The organism is Streptomyces sp. Ru71 (genome assembly GCF_002920535.1).
Taxonomy (GTDB): Bacteria; Actinomycetota; Actinomycetes; order Streptomycetales; family Streptomycetaceae; genus Streptomyces.
On record NZ_PQSS01000086.1, the window covers coordinates 1 to 16,562 of the forward strand.

General features: G+C 71.3%; 10 protein-coding genes and 1 pseudogene. 6 read left to right on the forward strand and 5 right to left on the reverse strand.

Translation table 11 applies throughout. The features are described from left to right. From C3489_RS32470 to C3489_RS32480, 3 genes are all read left to right on the forward strand, one after another. Nucleotides 1-286 (forward strand): ADP-ribosylglycohydrolase family protein (locus C3489_RS32470; RefSeq protein WP_146075381.1); only part of this gene is annotated, 286 nt, incomplete at its 5' end. Between the two features lie 88 nt (nt 287-374). Further along, complete coding sequence (locus C3489_RS32475; protein WP_103785703.1) at nt 375-680, forward strand: 4a-hydroxytetrahydrobiopterin dehydratase; 306 nt, start codon at nt 375-377, stop codon at nt 678-680. A gap of 30 nt (nt 681-710) precedes the next feature. Further along, nucleotides 711-1,460, forward strand: coding sequence for a class I SAM-dependent methyltransferase (locus C3489_RS32480; RefSeq protein ID WP_103785704.1), 750 nt, complete (start codon nt 711-713; stop codon nt 1,458-1,460). A gap of 1 nt (nt 1,461) precedes the next feature. Here C3489_RS32480 and C3489_RS32485 read toward each other — a convergent pair whose 3' ends face one another. Then, nucleotides 1,462-3,042 (reverse strand): hypothetical protein, encoded by a 1,581-nt coding sequence (locus C3489_RS32485; RefSeq protein WP_103785705.1) that lies wholly within the window; start codon nt 3,040-3,042, stop codon nt 1,462-1,464. 6 nt (nt 3,043-3,048) lie between these two features. Then, complete coding sequence (locus C3489_RS32490; protein ID WP_103785706.1) at nt 3,049-5,856, reverse strand: hypothetical protein; 2,808 nt, start codon at nt 5,854-5,856, stop codon at nt 3,049-3,051. A gap of 330 nt (nt 5,857-6,186) precedes the next feature. Here C3489_RS32490 and C3489_RS40090 point away from each other — a divergent pair. After that, a pseudogene (locus C3489_RS40090) lies at nt 6,187-6,330 on the forward strand (hypothetical protein); the annotation flags it as partial. On the opposite strand, the gene C3489_RS32495 reads toward C3489_RS40090, so the two are convergent. From C3489_RS32495 to C3489_RS32505, 3 genes are all read right to left on the reverse strand, one after another. Further along, on the reverse strand, nt 6,318-7,151 hold the full coding sequence (locus tag C3489_RS32495) for a hypothetical protein (RefSeq protein WP_103785707.1): 834 nt from the start codon (nt 7,149-7,151) through the stop codon (nt 6,318-6,320). The pseudogene C3489_RS40090 and the gene C3489_RS32495 overlap by 13 nt on opposite strands. 52 nt (nt 7,152-7,203) lie before the next feature. After that, nucleotides 7,204-9,843: a cellulose binding domain-containing protein gene (locus C3489_RS32500; protein ID WP_103785708.1), complete on the reverse strand. Its 2,640-nt coding sequence runs from the start codon at nt 9,841-9,843 to the stop codon at nt 7,204-7,206. A 101-nt stretch (nt 9,844-9,944) separates the two neighbouring features. Beyond that, nucleotides 9,945-12,863: a glycoside hydrolase family 48 protein gene (locus C3489_RS32505; RefSeq protein ID WP_103785709.1), complete on the reverse strand. Its 2,919-nt coding sequence runs from the start codon at nt 12,861-12,863 to the stop codon at nt 9,945-9,947. Between the two features lie 325 nt (nt 12,864-13,188). Here C3489_RS32505 and C3489_RS32510 point away from each other — a divergent pair, with 325 nt between their 5' ends. Both C3489_RS32510 and C3489_RS32515 read left to right on the forward strand, forming a co-directional pair. Next, nucleotides 13,189-14,628, forward strand: coding sequence for a cellulase family glycosylhydrolase (locus C3489_RS32510; RefSeq protein WP_103785722.1), 1,440 nt, complete (start codon nt 13,189-13,191; stop codon nt 14,626-14,628). Nucleotides 14,629-14,660: 32 nt separating this feature from the next. Then, a complete protein-coding gene (locus C3489_RS32515) occupies nt 14,661-16,403 on the forward strand; it encodes a glycoside hydrolase family 6 protein (protein ID WP_103785710.1) in 1,743 nt (580 codons plus the stop codon). The last annotated feature ends 159 nt before the right edge of the window (nt 16,404-16,562 follow it).

A 16,562-nucleotide genomic window follows, 5' to 3' on the forward strand; every position in this document is an offset into this window, starting at 1 on the left:
GCCGGACGCCGAGCGGGTGGAGAGGCTCGGCGCCGGCTGGGTCGCCGAGGAGGCCCTCGCGATCGGCGTCTACTGCGCGCTGGCCGCGCCGGGCGTGCCCGAGGCGCTGCTGCTGGCCGTCAACCACTCCGGTGACAGCGACTCCACCGGCTCGATCTGCGGCAACCTGCTCGGTGCCCGGCACGGCGACACCGGCCTGCCGCACACATGGCTGGAGCAGGTCGAGGGCCGCGCGGTGACCGCCGCCCTCGCCGACGACCTGGCGGCCGAATGCGTACGCCGCTGACCCGGCCGCGCCGCGTCGGCCGGCGCCGTGTGCGCCGCGTTGTGGCAGGCTGGTCCGGTACGCGTCACCGCTGAAGGGAGACCGGGGCATGGCCGTCGAACCGCTGTCGCAGAAGGAGATCGAGGACCGGCTCGCCGAGCTGCCCGGCTGGTCCGTCGACGACGACCGGCTCGTGCGCACCTACCGGCTCGCGAACCACTTCGCGGCAACGGCCCTGGTCATCCATATCGCCCAGGTGCAGGAGGAGCTGAACCACCACTCCGACCTCACCCTCGGCTACAACACCGTCTCCCTCGCGGTGAACACGCACAGCGCCGGCGGCGCGGTCACCGAGCTCGACTTCGAGCTGGCACGCCGCGTGCACGGGCTCGCCCCGGGCCACGGGGCCGACTGACCGGCGGACGGGCCGAGGGGGGAGCGGGCGATGCTGGACTACGACAAGGAAGCCGCGCGCTACGACGCCCTGCGCGGCGGCGAACCCAGGGCCGCCGCCGCGGCCGACGCCGTGCTGAGCCTCGTACCGCCCGACGCGCGCGGCCTGCTCGACGTCGCCTGCGGCACCGGCATCGTCACCCGCCGGCTGGCAGCCGCCCGGCCCGCTCTCGCGGTCACCGGCGCCGACCTGGCCGAGACCATGACCCGGCACGCCGCCGCCCGCCTGCCCGGCGCCGTGGTGCGCGCCGACACGCGCCGGCTGCCCTTCTCACGCGCGGCGTTCGACGCGGTCGCCAGCGTGTGGCTGCTGCACCTGCTCGACACGGCCGACGACGTGCGCGCCGTCGTCGCCGAGTGCGCCCGGGTGCTGGCACCCGGCGGGGTGTACGTCACCACGGTCGACAAGGCCAGCGCGCACAACGTGGGCAGCGACATCGACGCCGTCCTCGCCTCCCGGCCGCCGAGCGAGGCCCGGGACGCGTCCGCCCTCGTCGAGGCCTACGCCGCCGAGCACGGCCTCGTCCCGGCCGGGCAGGCCCGCTTCACCGGCCGCGGCCAGGGCCGCAGCCCGCGCCGCGCCATCACCGACCTGCGCCGCGGCTGGTTCGTCACCCTGCCGCCCGGAGAGCCGCTCACCGAGCACTACGCGGCCCGGCTGGCCGAGCTGCCCGACCAGGAACGGCCCCGCCCCGACCCGGTGTTCACGCTGCGCGCCTTCCGCAAACCGGCCGCCGGCTGACTCAGGGCGGCGGGAACAGCGCCGCGTGGCCGAACGCGATGGCCGGGACCATGTGGTGGGCGTCGAGCTTGCCGAACTCCGGGATCGTCACCTGGTGGCGCGGGTCCTTCACGTCCCCGATCAGGTACGAGTTGGAGAAGTGCACCCACATGCTGTGCTCGTCCCGGCTGACGCCCTGTTCGACGAACCCCGCCTTGCCCGAGCGGCGGGTGATGCGCTCCTGTTCCACCAGGCCGTTCGCGGTCTGCCCGTGGTAGGTGTCCTGCGAGTGGTACATGCGCAGCCGCCGCCGGCCCTGGGCCCAGCGCTGGAACGCGGCCGTCATATGGGCCCAGCCGGAGGCGTCGACGCCGTCGACGTCCCACAGCTCCCGCCACTGCCGCAGGAACGGCCCCGCCGGCGCCCCGAACAGCGCCGGGGCGTACGTGTCCTTGTCGAAGGCCTCGGTGAGGCACAGGCCGACCACCGCGTTGATGCCGGCGCTGAACCCGCTGACGGACACGGCGAGTTCCTCCGGAAGCCGCTCCTGCGTGAGCAGCCCCTCGCCCGGCACCATCTGCGCCCGGCCCCCGGTCAGCGAGAAGCGGGCCGGTGAGGCGAAGCGCCCGGCGACCAGCCCCCGCGCGTACAGGAACCGCACGACCTCCCTGAGCAGCCGGGCCATACCCGACTGGGCCGCCACCGGCCCCCAGCTCCCCGAGGCCTGGATGGGCATCACCACGACCGGGTTCCGGCCGGCCGCCAGCAGCTGGTAGACGATCTTGTAGCCGGTGTCGATGTAGTTGAAGCCCAGGTCGACGTACGGCTGACGGGTCTGCTCCACCGGCACGGGCTTCCTCGGCCGCAGCGGCAGGAACGCGTACGGGTAGTTCTTCAGGAACGGATGGCTGTCCGCCGGGTACGCGGGCGGGCCCGTGGTCGGCGAGAAGAACACCACCACCGGGCAGGTGGTGCCGACCGGCGGGCGCGGCGCCCACACCAGCACCAGGAACCGGGGGTCGCGGCGGCCCACGCCCACCGGGAAGCCGTACTCCAGCAGGACGAAGGTGCCCTTGTCGGCGAGCCGGACCGGCATCGCCGGCTCGTGGTGGTAGCGCTGCCACTCGACGGCGTCCGGGTCGCCGAACACCGGCTCGCTCAGCCGGTGGATCTTCTCGTCGTTGAGCCAGCCCCCGCGGTAGATCCACGCGCCGCCGCCGACCTGCTCCACATACGCGGCGCCCGGGTTGTCGCTGAGCGCCGTGCCCGGCGGCAGGTACACGGTCGGCGCGAAGCGTACGCAGCCCACGGTGACCTCGACGTCGAGCGCGTCGCCCGCCACCCGCACCGTGCAGGCCGGGTTGTCCGTCCCCCAGCGCCCCGCGGCCTCGGCGACCACCGCCCGCTCGACCGTGAAGTCGGCCGCCGTGACGGTGACGCCGACCCGGTGTCCGAGCAGCTCGCCCTCCAGCGGCTGCCCGGCCCGCAGATGTGTGATCACCTCGTCGACCTGGCGGCCGGGACCGCGCTCGGCGTGCACCACGCCGACGTCCGCCTCCAGCGGCCGGCCGTTGACGTCCCGCACGGTCACCGTGAGCCGCACGGCGCGCTACACCTGCTGCCCGGTCTTCGGGTCGTACGTCACCTCGACGGCGACGATCTGGTCCGTCGGCATGACCTCGACCCACTGGTCGAACACCGCGAACGGCTTGGAGGTGACCGCCTCGAAGCCGCCCGCCAGGGGCGAGAAGCCGTACTCGTAGACCTGGTCGGCCGGAAGATACGTCAGGGACGGGTCGTTCGGGTCGCGGACCTTGCGCCGGGACAGCTCGTACTTCCCCGCGACCCGCAGCGCCAGGCAGACGAGCGCGTCCCGCACGGTGAGGTCGCCGGCGCCGATCGTGTCGTACCGGGCACGCTGCCAACTGCCTTTCGGCCACGGGTGGTTCTTCAGTGTCTCCAGCATGCGCCGGGCCGCCGCCGCGTCCTCGGACAGGTACAGGGCGTCCAGGCCGTCGGCGCCCTCGACCGCGTTGCGCTCCAGCCAGTCGAGGGCGTCCAGCTCCTTGCCGGGCCGGATGGGGATCACCGCCTTCACCCAGGGCGCGTTGAGGAACGCGTTGCGCATGTTGTCGCCGTCCAGCTGGAGCGTCCAGCCGAGGGAACTGCCCAGCCGGGCCGGGCTGGAGTCGGCGGTGATGTAGTAGTTGTCCGGCCGCTCGGCGCTCGCCCCGCCCCAGCCGGCCAGGTCCTGCGAGCCGAAGGGGACGTCGCCGACGCTCTGCGGCGAGGTGTCGGCGGCCCTGCCGTCCAGGACGCTGCCGCGCCGCACCCGCGGCACCCACCACTCCGGCGCGACGAAGTACAGCATCCGGTCCACGTCGAACAGCGCCTGCACCAGCTCCGACACCACATGGCGCACCTGGGGGTCGTCGCCGTCCACGCCGAGTTCGGCGGTCAGCTGGCGCACCAGCGAGCGCTGGACGACGATCCGCTCCTCCTCGCGCAGCTCCTCGAACTTGCGCGGCTGGACGTTGCTCGCCTGCTTGATGCGCTCCTGGGCGGCCTTGATGTACGCCTCCTTGGCGGCCCGCTGCACCGCCGCGTCGGCCTTCGCCTGGTTCGCCGCGTTGGCCGCCGTGATGTCCTTGATCAGCTTCTTCGACGGCCGGAAGACCGGGGTGATCTGCACGGTGAACGACGGGTGGTCGTCCGTCTCCAGGCCCCCGGGGCCGGTCTGCACGCCGACGTCGATGGAGGTGACGCTCAGCTCCTTGCCGCCGTCGCCGTCGTCGATCTGGCTGCTCTCACCGGTCTGGTACCGCCAGTACCAGTGCTGGCCGGAGGTGACGACGACCTCGGCCGTGTGGAACACATAGCCGCTCGCCGGGGGCACCAGCTGCAGGCGCCCGCCCAGCGGGACGAAGCCGTGCTTGCGGTCCTCGAAGAACCACTCCGCGTTGATCGTCACCGCCGTGGCCTTGACCAGCGGCTCCGGCATCGGGACCAGGGTGGGCTGGGGGAACTGGTTCAGGTCCGGGGGCTCGGCGACATGCACCAGGCGGGCGATGCCCAGCTCCGCGCCGGGGTCGTCGACGTACGTCTGCCAGCACAGCTGCGTCCCCAGGTCCTGCAACTGCACACCGACCTGGCGCATCTTGCGGCGCAGCTCGTAGTTGACGAGCTTGGCCGTGGTGTTCTGCAGGACGTACCGCTTGCTGGTGGAGTCCGTGGTCTCGGTGACCGTGCGGAAGGTCGACTTGAAGCTGCGTTTGATCTCCGAGGAGGCCTTCTGGCTCTGCTGCCGGTTCTGCTTGTGGGTCTGCTCCTTGGCTTCCTTGGTGCTGTTGTCCAGCTCGTAGTCGGTGGTGGTGTCGGCCTCGGCGGTGAACACGCCCACGCCGCCGCTCGTGGAGGTGGTGAGCCCCACCCCGAACTTGGTGTTCTGCTGGTTCTCCGACTTCACCGCGTCGGACAGCTCGTCCTGCGTGGTCAGCGACTTCTCCGACTTGTCGACCTGCTCGAAGGCGTTCTCCAGGATGCGCTCGGTGATCGTCTTGCGGGTGCTCACCTCGACCAGCTCCACCGTGCCGCCCGGGCTGAGCCAGATGTGCTGGACGGGCGGGCCGAGGAACGTGGCGAACTCGAAGAAGTACTGCTGGAACAGGTGGACCAGGCCCACCGGGGACAACGCCACGTCCCCGAAGCCCGGTCGCCCCTCGTCCGCCGTCAGCGCCCGGGCGGCGTCGGAGGGCGGGTAGATCAGCCCGGACACGTCGTCCGGGCGCACGTCCCCGGTCGTGTTGGCGAAGAACAGCCCGGCCAGCACGTCGTAGCGGCCGCCGGCGGCCAGCAGGCTCAGCGCGCCGGCGATCGTCGACTCCCGGCTCAGCCGGTCGGTCAGCGCGGCGGCCCCGGCGACGGCCAGCCCCTCCCGGTCGGTCCCGGTGTCCGTGCGCGCGAGCGCCTCGAAGCCGAGGCGGAACGCGGCGACGGCCCGCCCGGTGGCCTCGTCGAGCGACTGCTGGAGCTTCTCCGGGGTGAAGAACGGCTGCCACTGCTCCAGGTCCGCGCGGCCGAAGGGCGCCAGGTGCTCCCGCAGGACCGCGCCGAGCACGCTGTCGGTGGAGCCGGGCAGCGTGGGGGCCGTGGCGGGGGCGGGCTTGCCGACCTTCACCGTGGTGGCCTGGACGTCGAGTGCTCTCGGGCCGCCGTCGCCGGAGCCGGCGGACACCTCCACCACCGGCTGCACTCCGCGCGCCACTTGACCCAGCACGCCCTGGTACAGGCCCTCGTGCAGGCTCCGCAGCCGCCGCTGGGTGCGCCGAGAGCGCCACCCGAGCAGCGGCTGGTACACGCCGTACGCCTCGGAGGCGTAGGGCAGGGTGCCCTCGAACCGCTTGAAATCGACCTTCATGGCTCCACCCCCACCGACCGGTGACCCACCGGCTCCGAGTGACCACTGAGTGTGCTCAAGCTAGCGGTGCCGCAGGTCCGGCGGCAGGTCCCCTCGGCAACGCGCGGCCCTGTGCGCGGGTTCCGCCTCAACGCGCTCCCCGCGGCAACCTCGCCCCGCTCGGCGGCGACTGACGCCGTGATCGGGGACGCGGTGAGCTTGACGGCGCCCCGGTAGACGTTGCCGAGTCTCCGCCGACTACGTCGTCAGACCGGTGGTGAACGGCAGCGAGACCGGTGAGACCGCGCACGCGATCCAGTTCCGCACCGGCTACAAGGACGTGCCGATCTCCGGATCATCACCCTGCTGCACGACACCCAGTACCGCACGGCGCCGGCCTGGCAGAACACCGCGGAGAACCAGCCCCCGCACCCGTGCTTCTTCCTCGGCGCCGGCATGCCGACACCGCCGAGGCCGGCCGTCTACGTGCCGTGAGCCTCCGGCTCGCCGATCTCCTCCGACCAGTCCAGGCCGAGGGTGCCGGCGAGCCGGTGCAGGGCCTCCTCGGTGCGGCCGTGGGCGACGATCTCCCAGTCGCCGTAGCCGGTGTCGTGCTGGACGATGACGTCGGGGCCGCCGAAGTACACGCTGTGGCTGCCCAGTTCACGCCACGGCAGCAGGCCCAGGGGGCGCAGGCGGGTCCGCAGCCGGTCCAGCACCTCCGGTGTGAACTCGTTCGTGCACACGGTCCAGCCGAAGTGGTCCGGCAGCCGGTTGACGGCCAGCTGCAGGAAGAACTCCGACACGGAGTGGCTCTGCAGCAGCCAGGCCTTCTCGCCGTCGTCGTCCCGGGCGGAGACCAGCACGGGCGGGTCGGCGAGGTGGGCGCGGGCCGCCGGGTAGCCCCACTCGTTGCAGTACTGGTTCTCGGCCATGAACACGCACATCCGCAGGTCCTCGTCCGGGCCGACGAAGGCGTTGTCCGCCGGGAGGGCTCCCGCGGCGCCGTAGCCGGTGGGGTCGGGGCGCAGCGTGGGCGGCCACTCCGGATTGGTCCAGTACAGCCGGGGCTGGTCGGCGAAGGAGTTGTACGGCAACTCCCACCAGGCGCGCAGCGCCGCGGGCACCGGCAGCGCGGGGTCGATCCGCTCCAGGTCGTCCTCGTCGGGCTCATCGAGGCCGGACCGCTCGACACCGGAGGGTTCGTACCCCCACTCCTGCTGGAACCCGCGCAGCAACTCCCAGCGCGCCTCGGTGCCCGCGTCGCGCGCGGCGGTGAGCCGCTCGTGGAAACGTCCGTAGTCGATCTCCGTCACGGGAGTGATCCTAGGGAGGGTGCGTGCCGGGACCGGTACGCACCCTCCCGGCTCACTTCAAGGTGCAGCCGCTGCCGCCCAGTTGGAAGGACGCGGGCGCGGTGTTCGCCCCCGACCAGCTGCCCGTGAAACCGAAGGTCACCGATGAGCCTGCCGCCACGGTGGCGTTCCAGGTGGCGTTCTTCACGGTCACCGACGCTCCGGACTGGGTGTGGTCGGCGTTCCACAGCTGGGTGATCCGCTGTCCGTCGGGGAAGGTCCAGCCCAGCGACCAGCCGTTCCACGGGGTGGTGCCGGTGTTGGTCAGCCGTACGTCCGCCTGGAAGCCGCCCGACCACTGGTTGGTGATGCGGTACGTCACCGAGCAGGCGCCCGCCGGCTCGGTGCCACCCCCGCCCCCGCCGTCCGTGCCGGCGATGTCGCCGTAGATCACGCCCCGGCCGTTGGTGGAGACGTACACCCGCCCGTACACCCGCGGGTCGCCGGTGATGGCGGCGCCCGTCCAGCCCCACTGGTGGGCGTCGTCGTTGATCCGGGTCCAGCTCGCACCCTTGTCCGTGGAGCGGAAGATGCCCCGCACCCCGCCGATCCTCGCGCTGGTGTAGATCGTCTGGTACGCGGCTCCCGGCGCGGCCTTGCCGAAGCCGACGGTGTCCGCCTGCTCGACGTTCGCCAGTTTCGTGAAGCTCGCCCCGCCGTCGGTGGAGTGCCACAGCCCGTACGCGCCGTCGCTCGCCCCGCCGGCCAGCCAGATGTCGCCCTTGGCGCCGGGCAGCGCCTTGAAGCGCACACTGTCGCCGCTCGGCAGCCCGGTCGCCGCCGAGGCGGTGAAGGTCGCCCCGCCGTCCGAACTGACGTAGAAGCGGCCGGACTTGAAGCCGTAGAACGTCTTCGCGTCCACCCGGTCGGACTCGACGACCGCGCCCGCCGGGATGCCGGCCGACGCCGACCACGACGTGCCGAAGCCGGTCGTGTACTGCACGCCGGCGCCCTTCGGGCTCCACACGAACCGGCTGCCGTCCGCACCCGCGGCCACGGTCCCGCCGCCGCTCACGCCCGACGGATCGGTGCCGCCGAACCAGTTGGCCCCGTTGTCCGCGGAGAACGCGATGTGCGGACCGGAGTCCAGGTCGCCGACCCGCACCACCGTGCCCGGGTCGGACTCGGCGAAGTCGAGGCTGGTGGTCGTGGTGAAGTTGGGGGAGGTGTACATCATCGACGGGACCTTCGTCAGGTCCGTGTGCCGGAAGCCGCCGATGTCACCGAGGGCGCTGAACAGCGTCGCGTCGCCCGACGGAGGAGCGGCGAGGTCGTTGACCGCCGTCTCCTCCAGGCCCCGCACCATCGGCCGGACGGTGAACGTGGTCCCGCTGTCCCACTTCGTCAGGTCCTCGGTGCCGTAGATCGTCGCGCCCGTGCCGTACATCATGCGGTCGGAGTCGAACGGGTCGATCTCCAGCGCCTCGGTCATCCAGCCCAGTTTGGGGCTCTGTTCGGGAGGCGTCGGGTTGGCGCCCCAGGTCAGCCAGGGGGAGGAGGAGACGTCCATCGTGTAGCGGTCGGCGCGAGTGGGGTACGAGGTGTAGTCCCACGCCTTCGTCCAGTGCGCCCCGCTGTCCGTCGAGCGGAAGATCTGCGTGTCCGGCCACCAGGAGCTGTACGCGGTCGCCATCACCGTCCCCGGGTGCTGCCGGTCCACGGTGAGCCCGCTGAAGCCGAAGTAGGTGTCGGCCTCGGCGACGGGGCTGATGTCCGTCCAGGTGCCGGTCGCCGTGGCATAGCGCCACAGCTGTCCCTTGCCGCCGTCGTAGGGGCCGCCGGTGTCGCTGTAGGCCAGGTACAGGTAGCCGTTCACGGCGTCGAGCACGCCTTTGTGGGCGAGGTACCCGGTCGGCTGTCCGGGCAGCCGCTGCCAGGTCGCGCCCGCGTCCGTCGAGCGGTACACCGCGTTGTCCTTGTCGGCGACGCCCACGTAGAGCGTCTGCGTGGCGTCGCCCGCGGTGCCGGTGGTCTCGTCGAAGGTGACCCAGACGATGCCCTGGTTGTCGCTGCCGTACCCGGAGGTGTCGCCCGGGTCCTGCTGGTAGGTGCCCACGTTGGGGAAGTTCGCCACCTGCGACCAGGTGACGCCCGAGTCCGTGGACCGCCACAGGCCCTTGCCGCTCGGTGCGCCGAGGTAGAGCACGCTGTTGCGGTGCGGGTCGATCGCGAGGCGCTCGCCCATGCCGCGGCCGGGCATGTTGCCGCCCAGCTTGAACGGCAGGTCGGCCTTCTGCCAGGTCGCGCCCCGGTCGGCGGAGCGCAGCACGGCCCCGTTGCCGGGGTCCCAGCTGTTGGTGTACGTGCCGACCGCCGCGTACACCTTGTCCGGGTCCACGGAGTCGGAGGCGAGGCTGACGACGCCGGTGTGGCCCCAGTCGTCCCAGCCGACGGAGTCCAGCAGCGGCGTCCACGTCTTCGTCGACTGCTGCCAGCGGTAGGCGCCGCCGATGTCGGTGCGGGCGTAGGCGAGGTTCTTCTCGGAGCGGTTGAAGACGATGCCGGGAACGAAGCCGCCGCCGTCGATGCGGGCGTTCTTCCAGCTGTAGGCGACAGCCGCCTGCGGGGTGTCGGCGGCCAGCGCGGGCGGGGTGCCGGCCAGCAGCCCGGCGGCGAGCGCCAGCACGGCCGTCCAGATACGGGTTCTTCGCACGGTGGGGTCCTTCCTTGCCTTGCCGGTAGGAGGGCGTGAGAGAACCGGGCGGCCCCCAAGGGAGGTTGGGGACCGCCCGGCGCGGTACGCGGAGAGCGGGACTATTCGAGGAGCTCCGCGTACGAGCCCATGGCGAGGGCGATGTCTGCCTGGGCCCAGAACCGGTGGTACGTGAAGACCGGCGCCGCGCCGCCCTTCAGATAGGCCTCGATCTTCGACCAGGCCGGGTCGCTCTTGTAGAAGGACCGCAGCGAGGCGAACGTCGACGAGGAGTCGATCTTGTCGCCGTTGGGCATCGTGCCGCTCCAGCCGCTCGGCACGTACACGCTGTCACCGAAGCGGCTGTAGTCGGCGCGGGTCTCCGGGACGGCCACACCGAGCGCGTCCTGGTAGTTGGCCCACATACCGTCCAGCAGCGCCTTCGCCGTCGACTTCGCCTGCGCGTCACCGGACTTGGCGGCGTAGTACGTCAGGGTCTTGGCGTACGCGGCGGCCACGCCGACGTCGTTGGTGTAGTCGGCGACGGTCACGTGCAGACCCGTGTTGGCGCCGGGGCTGGAGGCGTTCCAGGTGTCCGGCTGGCCGGTCCACTGGAGCGTGGAGGGGATGAGGTACGTGCCGTCCGGGTTGATCGTGGTCTTGGACAGCGCCCACTTCACCCACTTGTCGAGGACCGCCTTCGCGGCCGTGCTGCCCGTCTGCTGGTAGTACTCGGCGACGCGCTCCATCGACCACGCCTGGAAGCCGAACCACTGGTTGGACGGCGGGTCGTGGTAGACGGGCGCCGGGTCGTAGTACATGCCGTAGAAGGTCGGCGTTCCGGCCGGCGGGGTGGCGTAGCGGCCCGCCCAGCTGTTGGTCGCACCGCCCGCGATGCCGCCCTCCGAGGACTGCAGCCAGCGGTAGAACTCCAGCTGCCGGTCCAGGGACTTGGCCCAGTCGGAGGCGCCCGTGGCCGACTTGGGCTTCAGGTCGGCATACGAGCTGAGCGCGTACGCGGCGAGCGGGTTCTGGTAGCCGCCGTGCACGTGGCTGGAGCCGATCCGCCAGGCCCAGCCGGCCGAGGTGTCGGTGGCGCCGCCCCACGCGTAGTACCAGGACAGCAGGTAGTGCGAGGCGTCCTTGCCGGTGCCGGCCGCGCAGGCGGACGGGCCGACGCAGTTGCCGATCTTCTTGAAGTACTTGTCGTACATCGAGTAGCGCAGGTAGTCGCCCATCTTGGCGGCCTTGGCGACGGTGCCGGACACCGCCGACCCCTTGCCCTGCTGCTTGGCCCACACGTCCGCCCAGTAGGCGGCCTGCACCGCACGCGCGTCGGCGTCCGGCGCGTCGGTGTACTTCCACTGCTTGGCGTAGGAGGAGTCGCCGGTGAACAGGTCCAGGTAGCCGTTCTTGCCGCCGTACTTGAAGGCGTCGCAGGTGGGCTGCGGGACGGTCTCCCACACCGACTCCTGCGGGCCGCGCTGGAAGGTGTTGATGTACGACGGGCCGGTGGCCGTCGGGCCCGCCTCGCACTTGCCGGGCTCGTTGCCGTAGCCGTAGACGTTGTCGACGTCCTGGATCCAGTGCATGCCGTAGACGTCGTCGGTGCCGTAGGCGGACTTCAGCTCACCGGCGATCGGGTCGGAGCCCACCGGGACCGAGGTGTCGAGCTTGGCCGGGTACTCGTTCGGGGTGTCGTACTCGGGCGCGTAGGTGGCCGGCTTGGAGGCGTTGTAGGACGAGCTGGTCGGCTGGTCGGCGTGGGTGGGGATCATGTACTTCTCCATGATCTCCCAGGCGCCGTTGAACTTGGACCAGTCGCCGGTCACCTTGCCGTACATCGCCTGCAGCCACAGCAGGTAGCTGTACGCCTCGGACGTCGTCTCGTGGCCCTGGTCGGGGGCCTCGACGATCAGCGTCTCCACCGAGTGGTAGGGGATGCCCTCGGGCGAGAAGTAGCCGCTGGCCGGGTTGGTGATCTTCCCGTACAGATCCAGGAAGCGGGCGTCGTACTCCTTGGCCGCGGCGATCTGCGTGACCGTCACCGAGGCCTTGGCGAGCCCGGGGGCCGTCGACTCGAAGGTGGCCGCGCCGGTGCCGGACGCGTCCGCGGTGACCGTCACCTTCTGCGGGGTGGACCAGTTCGACGGGGTGAAGGTGAGGGAGGCGCCGCCGGTGACGCTCAGGCCGGTGTTGCCGCTCGCCCGCCCGGTGGTCACGGTGACGTTCGCGGTGGGCTGGGTCGACAGCTTCAGCTCGTAGGAGGCCGTCTTGCCCTGCTGCACCGCGAGCTGGTTGGTGGAGGCGACCACGGACGGACCGGCGGCGACCGTGATGCCGACCGGCGTGGAGGACGCCGACGCGCCGAGGCTGTCGTACGCCTTCGCCACCAGGGAATGACTGCCCACGGTCAAGCCGGAGGCGGAGAGCGCGTAGGGCGCCGAGGTGTCCGTGCCCAGCAGCGTGGTGTCGTCGTAGAACTCCACCTTGCTGATGGTCGCGTTGTCCGCCGCGGCGGCGGTCGCGGCGAGTGGGACGGCGTCCCCTTGCGTGTACACCGCGCCGGCGGCCGGGCTGGTCAGCACGGCGACCGGGGGCTGGTGCGCGCCCGTGCACGGCGTGCCGTTGATCGCGAACGAGGTCGGCGCGGTGTTGGTGCCGCTGTAGGTGAACTGCGCCCCGGTGCTGGTCGCCGCGCCGGCGGCGATCGTGCCGTTGTAGGAGGCGTTCTTGACGGTGACCGTCTGACCGGCCTGGCTCCAGCTGCCGTTCCAGCCGTTGGTCAGCTTCTGGTTGCCCGCGTAGGCGTATGTCAGGGTCCAGCCGTCGATGGCGTCGGTGCCGCGGTTGGTGAGGGTCAGGTCCGCGGTGAAACCGGAACCCCAGTCGTTGGTCTTGTAGTCGACGCTGCACTGGAGCGCGGCCGCGTGCGCGGTGGTCGCGCCGGTCGCCAGCATGGACAGCGGCAGGGCGAGGGCCGCCGCGGCGGCCGTCCACAGCCGCCGTGCGGCTCTGCGTCGGCGGGGAGGGGGAGGCATGGTGCTGGTTCCTCCTTGCGGCTCGGAAGGTACGGGCTTCGGAAGGTCAAGGCTTGAACCAGTGGGAGCGCTCCCATAGTGGGGATGGCACCTCGGACGGTCAAGACGCTTGAAGAGTCGAAAAGATTCGACGGCCGGGCTTTTCGAAAAATCCGGTGACTCCCCTGTTCCTCGCCGTCACTTCCCGCTACCTTCCTTCGCACCAGTGGGAGCGGTTCCACCCAGTCGACGCGTGTGTCACCACGCGCCCGAACTGCAAGGAGTCGCTCAATTGAGACACCCCCCGCACCCCCCGCGTTCAGGACTTTTAGCCGTCGCCGGCGCGATCGCCCTCGTCACCACCGCGGTCGTTCCGGTCGTCACCGCCCAGGCCGCCGCGCCCGCGTGCACGGTGGAGTACTCCGTCACCGGCCAGTGGGACACCGGCTTCCAGGGCGCCGTGAAGATCACCAACAACACGGCCGCGCTGAGCGGCTGGCGGCTGACCTTCGACTTCCCCGGCACCCAGAAGGTCACCCAGGGCTGGAACGCCCAGTGGTCCCAGTCCGGTACGACCGTCACCGCGGCGAACGAGAGCTGGAACGGCTCGCTCGCCACCGGCGCGAGCGTGAGCGCCGGCTTCCTCGGCACCTGGTCGGGCTCCAACGCCGTACCGACCGCCTTCAAGCTCAACGGCACCGCCTGCAACGTCGACACCGAGCCGACCCCGGACCCGACCGACCCGGACCCGACCGATCCGCCCGGGAACGGCACCGCGCCCGCCCTGCACGTCCAGGGCGCCAAGCTCGTCGACGCCGACGGCAGGGCCCGCCGGCTGCTCGGCGTGAACCGCTCCGGCGGCGAGTTCATGTGCGTGCAGGGCTACGGCATCTGGGACGGCCCGGTCGACGACGCCGCGATCAAGGCGATCGCCGACTGGAAGGCCAACGCCGTGCGCATCCCCCTCAACGAGGAGTGCTGGCTCGGCCTGTCCGACGTCAAGCCCGAGTACGCGGGCGCGAACTACATCGGCGCCGTCAAGGAGCTGGTGGACCGCGTCAAGGCCCACGGCATGACCCCGATCGTCGAACTGCACTGGACGTACGGCCAGTACACCGGCAACTCGGCCGGCTGCTCCGACGTCCACGCCACCTGCCAGAAGCCGATGCCGGACGCGCAGTACACCCCGTCCTTCTGGTCGTCGGTCGCGAGCACCTTCAAGAACGACCCGGCCGTCGTCTTCGACCTGTTCAACGAGCCCTACCCGGACCGCGCCACCTCCACCACCGCCCAGGCCTGGCAGTGCTGGCGGGACGGCGGCAGCTGCCCGGGGATCGGCTACGAGGTCGCCGGCATGCAGGACCTGGTCGACGCGGTGCGCGCCACCGGCGCCAAGAACGTGATCATGCTGGGCGGCCTGGCCTACTCCAACGACCTGAGCCAGTGGCTGACGTACAAGCCCACCGACCCGGCGGGCAATCTCGCCGCCGCGTACCACGTGTACAACTTCAACACCTGCGCCGGCGAGAGCTGCTGGGACTCCACGCTCGCCCCGGTCGCCGCCCAGGTCCCGCTGGTGGCGGGCGAGATCGGTGAGAACACCTGCGGCCACTCCTTCGCCGACCGGGTCATGAAGTGGTTCGACGACCGCGGCCTGTCCTACCTCGGCTGGACCTGGAACACCTGGGACTGCTCCTCCGGTCCCTCGCTCATCTCCGCCTACGACGGCACACCCACCGCCTACGGCATCGGACTGCGCGACCACCTGCGCGGCCTCAACCCGTAACCCCCCGCGATGAGACAAGGAAACCCGCACACATGAGTCGTACGAGACTGTCCCTGATCGCCGCCCTGGCGCTGACCGCCGGATCCGGAGCGGCCGCGCTGACGGCCGTACCCGCCGGCGCCGCGGCCGCCGCGCCCGCCTGCACCGTCGACTACAAGGTGCAGAACCAGTGGGACACCGGCTTCACCGCCGCCGTCACCGTCACCAACAACGGCGCCGCCAAGACCGGCTGGTCGCTGAAGTGGACCTACGGCGGCAACCAGAAGATCGGCAACGCCTGGAACGCCAAGGTCACCCAGTCCGGCACCGCCGTCACCGCCGCCAACGAGTCCTACAACGGCTCCCTGTCCACCGGCGGTTCGGCGAGCTTCGGCTTCCAGGCCTCCTACAGCGGCAGCAACGCCGTACCCGCCGCGTTCACCCTGGACGGCGTCACCTGCAACGTCGACGGCGGCGGCACCCCCACCCCGGACCCGACCGACCCCACTCCCGACCCCACCGACCCGACACCCGACCCCACCGGCCGGGTGGACAACCCCTACGTCGGAGCCAAGGGGTATGTGAACCCCGAGTGGTCCGCGAAGGCCGCCGCCGAACCGGGCGGCAGCCGGATCGCCAACCAGTCCACCGCGGTGTGGCTGGACCGCATCGCCGCGATCAACGGCGTCAACGGCGGCATGGGCCTGCGCGCCCACCTGGACGAGGCGCTGAAGCAGAAGGGCTCCGGCGAACTCGTCGTCCAGCTGGTCATCTACGACCTGCCCGGCCGTGACTGCGCCGCCCTCGCCTCCAACGGCGAACTCGGCCCGAACGACATCGACAAGTACAAGACCCAGTACATCGACCCGATCGCGTCGATCCTGTCCGACGCCAAGTACGCGGGCCTGCGCATCGCCACCGTCATCGAACCCGACTCGCTGCCCAACCTGGTCACCAACGCCGGCGGCACCAACACCACCACCGACGCCTGCGTGACCATGAAGGCCAACGGCAACTACGAGAAGGGCGTCAGCTACGCCCTGGACAAGCTGGGCGCCATCCCGAACGTCTACAACTACATCGACGCCGGTCACCACGGCTGGCTCGGCTGGGACACCAACCTGGGCCCCTCCGTCCAGGAGTTCTACAAAGTCGCCACCAGCAACGGGGCGAGCGTGAACGACGTGGCCGGGTTCATCGTCAACACGGCCAACTACAGCCCCACCAAGGAGCCGTACTTCAAGGTCACCGACACGGTGAACGGGCAGACCGTGCGCCAGTCGAAGTGGGTCGACTGGAACCAGTACGTGGACGAGCAGTCCTTCGCCCAGGGACTGCGCGACAAGCTCGTCGCGGCCGGGTTCAACAGCAACCTCGGCATGCTGATCGACACCTCCCGCAACGGCTGGGGCGGCACCGCCCGCCCGGCCGGTCCCGGCCCGCTGACCTCGGTCGACGCCTACGTCAACGGCGGCCGCACCGACCGGCGCGTCCACGTCGGCAACTGGTGCAACCAGAGCGGCGCCGGCCTCGGCGAGCGGCCCACCGCGGCACCCGCCGCCGGGATCGACGCCTATGTGTGGGTCAAGCCGCCGGGGGAGTCCGACGGTGCCAGCTCCGCCATCGCCAACGACGAGGGCAAGGGCTTCGACCAGATGTGTGACCCGACGTACGGAGGCAACGCGCGCAACGGCAACAACCCGTCGGGCGCGCTGCCGAACGCCCCGCTGGCCGGGCACTGGTTCCCCGCTCTGTTCCAGCAGCTGACGCAGAACGCCTACCCGCCGCTGCCGTAGCGCGGTGAGTGTCCGCTCGGGCCGGCCGTGGGGTGCCGGTCCCGAGCGCGTCCGCCGGGGCCGGCCCACAGGCTCAGGCTCCGGCGGACCGCGGACGCCCGGTTGCCGTCCTCCGGCCGCCGCGGCTTCCGGCTCCACCGGACGCGGCGGCGGCCGCGC

What these genes read in the sequence shown, in the direction of transcription:
- C3489_RS32475 (WP_103785703.1), top strand. Translation starts at nt 375, where the DNA reads ATGGCCGTCGAACCGCTGTCGCAGAAGGAGATCGAGGACCGGCTCGCC.
- C3489_RS32480 (WP_103785704.1), top strand. Translation starts at nt 711, where the DNA reads ATGCTGGACTACGACAAGGAAGCCGCGCGCTACGACGCCCTGCGCGGC.
- C3489_RS32490 (WP_103785706.1), bottom strand. Translation starts at nt 5,856, where the DNA reads ATGAAGGTCGATTTCAAGCGGTTCGAGGGCACCCTGCCCTACGCCTCC.
- C3489_RS32505 (WP_103785709.1), bottom strand. Translation starts at nt 12,863, where the DNA reads ATGCCTCCCCCTCCCCGCCGACGCAGAGCCGCACGGCGGCTGTGGACG.
- C3489_RS32515 (WP_103785710.1), top strand. Translation starts at nt 14,661, where the DNA reads ATGAGTCGTACGAGACTGTCCCTGATCGCCGCCCTGGCGCTGACCGCC.